Below are 5,196 nucleotides of genomic sequence, written 5' to 3'. Positions count from 1 at the left end.
GGTCTCTACGCGGGGGGCCGCCAACCCTCCTCAACAGACCTCGGGGTCGGGGTGCGGGGTGTGGGGGGGGGGCGGCGGGGCCGCGGGGCCCCCCCCCCCCCCCCCCCCCTCTCTCGTTGTCTCTCAGCGTTCGCGACACACCTCCGACACACCGGCGCCTCCGTGCTGCCCTTCCAGCCAGCGGCAGAAGCTGGCACTTCAGCCCTCTGCTCTGAGTCGCCGTACAGCTTCGGCGACCTCGGCTCTCATTTGGGCAGTGAACGGCCACCTGCCACTCTTGCGCAGATTGCACTCGGCACACACCGGACGCAGGTTAGCCAGGATGTGCGGCCCACCCTTGGACAAGGGCTTGTAGTGATCAACCTGAAGTACCACCGTCTCCGCATCAAATAGATCACCACAGATCCAGCAAGCGCCCTTGAACTGCTCCACAAGATCCTGAAGCTGCTGTTCGGATATGTGCTCCGACTCGGCGAGCCGCTTGATGGCACGCCGACGTGACTCGGCACGCCTGCTAGCCGCACGCCGGGACGCACGCACCGTGGGGTCCTTGCCTCGCTCCCGATGCCTCAGCGCTCTCTCATCAGCGTGTCTCAGATGACTCTCACGAGCCTTTTCCCTGCTCCAGTCAGGGCGAGCGAGGTGGTACGCCCTAGTCTTCTCGATCTTCGCTGCCGGATTTTGTTTGTATGCCTCGCGAGCACGTCGATTCCGGTCTTCCCGACGAGCGTCATCGCGTTCCTTCACACACAACTTGCAACGTGGCCGCCGACCGTCCGATGACCCGCTGTCCTTGTGGAAGTCATCGAGAGGCTTCACGCCCCCACACGCGGTACAACGCTTTGTGCCAGCCTCTGAAGTGAAAGTCTTCTGCCGGTCATGGCCGCAGGATTTGCTGGACCTCCCCAGCGTGTAAATGTCTACCTCTTTGAGGGCGCCGCAGGAGCACTTACACACCGCTCGACGGCTAGGGAGCCCTTCATAAGAGACGATCTCCCACTCCCCCACCGTCTCGCCGACTTCATGTCGGCGCATCAGGCGCATGCACCCACAGGAGACCGTCTTCCCAAGGAGTAGCGAGGAGGTGTAGACCTCGCGTTCAGTGCCGCACCGGCACCGGACCCAATAGCGCGCTCCCTCACTGCGCGCCTGAACGATCCAGAACCCAAACTCATCCCCCACTTTGATCACGGGTCGATCCTAGCTCTCATGCCGTTGCCTCGAGAAGCGCCAACTTCCGCAACGGTGGTCTCGCACATCCCATGTAAGAGGGTGGACTCGAACGGCGTTCACAGAGGAAGGCCAGAGGCGGCACACAAAGACTGACGGTCCGCCCCCGAACTGTCTCTCTGCTAGTTCGTGTCGCCGTCTTCCTCCAGAGCCTTCGCGATTTTCTCGTTAGCGGCTTCCTCGTGGCCATCAATACAGCCGTGGTAGCGGCGGTGGATAACTTCCGGGGAGTTACCAACCCTGCGGGCAACCTCAGCGATGGGCACCCCAGCGTTCAGCCATCGCGTGATGCAGGCATGCCGCAGGTCGTACGGGCGCCCGGCCAGGGACGAGCCGACGCGTTCCGGAGGGAGCGCGTATCCCCTCGCTTCTTCCCACACTCGCCAATAGGTGGATGAGCCGACCACGCCCCCACGCTCGTTTCCGAACACGCGCCCCTCCTTAGCGGTCCCGAACTCCTCCGAGTGAGCCCGGAGGATAGCGACTAAGACGGGCGGAATGGGCACCGGGCGGTCGCTTGTCACCTCCCTTGCTTTTAGGCCGCGGCGGTCGTGCCGCTCGCCTGAGTCGGTCCACTGCTTGCCGGATACCGGGCGCGTCTCCCGCAGTGTGAGCGTGCCCCATCCCTTCTCCGGCAGGTGGCAGTCCGACAGTCGGAGCCCGACCGCTTCGGCAGGCCGGAGACCGGCGTAGTAGAGGACCGCGTAGAAAGCCACTAGACGCCGGCCCCTGCATCGGTCCCACGAACCGACGTACGAGATAGCTGTGAGCAGCTGCCTCGCCTGTACAGCGTTCACCAGCACACGCGGGTCCACCAGCTCATTGGAGCCGACACGCTTCCGGCGGATCTGCTGAAGCGGGTTCTCCGAAAGCTCCCCCCTGGCAACGGCATGCTCGAGAGCGGCGTTCAGGGCCCGGCGACGCCGCTTGTACGTGTCGCCCGCCGCTGGGGTGCCGTCCAGCTTGTAGCTGACGCGGTACAGCACATCCTCGAGAACCTCAGCCTCGGCAAGGTCCCCCAAGGGCCTGTCGGTCGTCGTGACCCACTCGTACGCGGCCTTGAGATCGGTCGGCGGAGCCTGCCCCTCGTTCGCGGGCACGATCCCCCACCGGAAGGCCAGCCGCAGGTACTCATCCTTGGGGGTGCTGTCCCCGCGCTTGACCATGGCAAGGGTCACGGCCGCGAGACCGTCGGCCATGCCTTCACGGGTTTTGGCTGCCGCTGCACGCCACCGCCCAGCGACATACTTCCGGCAGAACTCGAACCACCGCAACGGCGGTTCGGCGGCCGCTGCTTCAGCGGCTTCGACCGCCGCGCGCACTTCGGACTCAGGCAGTCCAGATTCGATCTCGAACGCTTCACCGCGCCGGTTCATGGCCTGCCACAGCTCGGACCGTCGGCTCTCCGCCAGAGCGGACGTTGTGAACGTGTCGCCGTGCACCCGTCCTGCCACCACCCACCGGAGGCGCCACGGGCGGGACTTGCGGCCGGTCTTGGAGACCTTCCAGAGCTTGACGTCGAAGGAGTAACCCGGCCGGGCGGACCCGCGAGGGCGCCCGGCCGGGATGTCGTTCGTGGTGCTCACGCAGCATCCTCCCGCTCCGCGAGCCAGCGCTCGTACTCCGACCGCCGGATCCGCACATCGCCGTTCGGGAGCTTGATCGCGCGGGGTCCCTTGCCGAGTTGGCGCCACCGGTAGAAGGTCGACGGGGCGACCTTCAGATCAGCGATGACCTCCTTGACGGTCAACTTTTCGTCAACCGTGCGCGCGCTCATTCCGCCGTCCCTTCCGCTTCGTCCGCACCGGACAGGCCGGACAGCTCCAGTTCTGACTGTCCGGGGTATTCGGGCTGGTCAGATGGGGTAACCGGACAGCCGGACAGTCCGGACACCTGTTGGGTGCTCTCTGTCCGGGTCTCGGTGTTCGGGTAGTACCGGCCGCCGCCGTCCCTGGTGAGCTGTCCCGCCTCGGCCATGCGGGAGCACGTCCGACGGATCGTGTCCATGTCGACCTGCGGCAGCACTCCCGCCATGTCCTTGGGCTTCACTCCGGGATGGGCTCGGAGGTACCGCAGGATCGCGGCTCGGGTGTCTCCGACGGTGTGGTCAGAGACCGGTCCGTCCAGCAAGTGCCAGGCGCCGGAGGCGGCTTGGAAGCTGAGGGCGTACTCGGATTCGTCCACGTCGCGGCCGGTGACGTGCAGGATGCCGTCCGCCTGCCCGCGGGCCCGCTTCAGTACGAGGGTGGCGTCTGCCGCGCCAGCAATGCCGTTGGTCCCGGACACCTCGGTCAGGAAATCGTCCGAGCCAGCCTTGCGGACATGGTGGACCAGGACGACAGCGATGCCGTAGTGATCCGCGAGACGCTTCGCGTAGCCGACCGAGACATAGTCCGCGTCGTAGGCCGATACGCCCTGCGGGGCCTGTCCGCGCATCTTGGCGAACACGTCAATGACGACCATGCGGGCGTCGGGGTTGCGGTCCAGCCACTGTGCGATGGCCTCGGTGCCGCCCTGGGGGAAGGGCGGGCATTCGGTGACCAGGGTCAGCCCGGCGGGTGCTGGCTGTCCGCCCAAGAGCTTGCCCATCCGGGTCTGAAGGCGGCGCGGGGTGTCCTCCAGCGCGAGGTAGAGCACGGGTCCGCCCTGGACGGGCACGGAGTCGAACGCCTGGCCTCCGGCGGCGACCGCGAGCGCCAGTCCGAGAGAGAGCCAGGACTTGCCGACCTTGGGCGGTCCGGCCAGCAGGCTGACGCCCTCGGCGAGGATGCCGGGCACGGCCCATTTCGGCTCGGGGAAGTTGGCGGCCATGAGCTGATCGGCCGTCCATGCGGTCCGCGGGCGCTCCCGCTTCGGCGGCGGGACGAGGGCCGCCTCGGTGTCGCTGGGCACGGAGTACAGGTGCAGGGGCGGGATGGGGTTGGCGCTCATGCGGCGACCGTCCGGGGACGCTGGGCGCCGGCCCGCAGGCCGGAAGCGATGGTGCGCCGTGCTTCGCGTTCGCCCTGGCCGACTTGGAGGGCGGCGGTGAGGAGCCAGCCGGTGACGTCGGCTCCGCTCAGCTCGCCTCCGGCAACGAGCTGTCCCAGGGCGACCGCGGCGATGTAGAGCGCGTTGTTGTGCTCGTGCGGACTGGAGCCTGTAACCCGCTCCACTTCCCCGTTGACCGCGGAGCGGAGAAAGGCGGTGCGCCGTCCGTGGCCGGTGAGGGCGACCGTGATGGGCGTCTGTGGCGGCAGCGGCACGGGGCGAAGGAGTTCGGCGAGCCAGCCCGGCAAGGGTGCTACGGGCCTGTCGTGGGTGATCTCGTACAGCTGTCCGGCGACGATGCTGCCCGCGCCGGCCACGAGTCCGCCGGCGGCGCGGGTGTCGACCTTCCAGCCGAGCCCGCGGGCGCTGTCCCCGGCGGTGTTGCGCAGGGGCTCACCCTCGGGAGCGAGGAAGTACAGGTGGATGCCGCCGCTCCACGTGCGAACGGTGTAGGTGTCGCCGGGGAAGGGCTGGCCGTGGCGCTCGCAGAGCACGGCGAGAACGTCGGCGCCGTCGGTGACTCCGTGCTCGGCCCACGCGGCCGGCGGGGTGTCGCCGGGGTGCTTGGGCTTGTCCAGGTCGATGACGATCAGGCCGGAAGGGCCGGTGGCGATACCGACGTTGAAGGCGCCGACGGACCACGCGCGGATGATGCGGTCCGGGTCGGCGGTGGCGCGGGTCTCCCAGTCGGAGACGGCCGGGCGCTTGTCGCCGGGGACAAGGGGGAAGACGCGCCAGTCACGCGACGCTGCGTCAAGCGCGGCGGTGAGCTGGGCAGGGCCATCCGGGTACGGCATGCTGGTGGTTCTCCTGTTCTGTCTACGGGCGGGCAGGGAGAACCGCGGCGGCGGGCGACCGTGCTGGGGAGTCCCGCCGCCGCCGCGTTTGTAAAGGGTCTTTGGCCCGTGGGCGTAAAGGAGCCGCAACTAGTTGCGT

Annotated in this window: 5 protein-coding genes; all 5 read right to left on the bottom strand. The window is 67.7% G+C overall.

The features are described from left to right. Positions 1 to 198: 198 nt before the first annotated feature. Entirely contained in the window at positions 199 to 1,191 is a 993-nt protein-coding gene (locus tag ACFXGX_RS12590; protein WP_384788803.1) for an HNH endonuclease signature motif containing protein, read from the bottom strand. A 161-nt stretch (positions 1,192 to 1,352) separates the two neighbouring features. Beyond that, complete coding sequence (locus ACFXGX_RS12585) at positions 1,353 to 2,816, bottom strand: tyrosine-type recombinase/integrase (RefSeq protein ID WP_384788800.1); 1,464 nt, start codon at positions 2,814 to 2,816, stop codon at positions 1,353 to 1,355. Then, positions 2,813 to 3,007, bottom strand: coding sequence for a helix-turn-helix transcriptional regulator (locus ACFXGX_RS12580; protein ID WP_384788797.1), 195 nt, complete (start codon positions 3,005 to 3,007; stop codon positions 2,813 to 2,815). The genes ACFXGX_RS12585 and ACFXGX_RS12580 overlap by 4 nt, the downstream gene beginning before the upstream one ends. Next, complete coding sequence (locus tag ACFXGX_RS12575) at positions 3,004 to 4,161, bottom strand: AAA family ATPase (protein WP_384788795.1); 1,158 nt, start codon at positions 4,159 to 4,161, stop codon at positions 3,004 to 3,006. Before ACFXGX_RS12575 ends, ACFXGX_RS12580 begins: the two co-directional genes overlap by 4 nt. Beyond that, positions 4,158 to 5,057, bottom strand: a complete 900-nt coding sequence (locus ACFXGX_RS12570) for a bifunctional DNA primase/polymerase (protein WP_384788792.1) — start codon at positions 5,055 to 5,057, stop codon at positions 4,158 to 4,160. The genes ACFXGX_RS12575 and ACFXGX_RS12570 overlap by 4 nt, the downstream gene beginning before the upstream one ends. Positions 5,058 to 5,196 lie beyond the last annotated feature (139 nt).

It is taken from the genome of Streptomyces sp. NPDC059371, from assembly GCF_042751995.1.
Classification (GTDB): Bacteria; Actinomycetota; Actinomycetes; order Streptomycetales; family Streptomycetaceae; genus Streptomyces.
The sequence above is the reverse complement of the archived record's forward strand: the minus strand, read 5'-3'. Positions and strand labels throughout refer to the sequence as shown.

What these genes read in the sequence shown, in the direction of transcription:
- ACFXGX_RS12570 (WP_384788792.1), bottom strand. Translation starts at nt 5,057, where the DNA reads ATGCCGTACCCGGATGGCCCTGCCCAGCTCACCGCCGCGCTTGACGCA.
- ACFXGX_RS12580 (WP_384788797.1), bottom strand. Translation starts at nt 3,007, where the DNA reads ATGAGCGCGCGCACGGTTGACGAAAAGTTGACCGTCAAGGAGGTCATC.
- ACFXGX_RS12575 (WP_384788795.1), bottom strand. Translation starts at nt 4,161, where the DNA reads ATGAGCGCCAACCCCATCCCGCCCCTGCACCTGTACTCCGTGCCCAGC.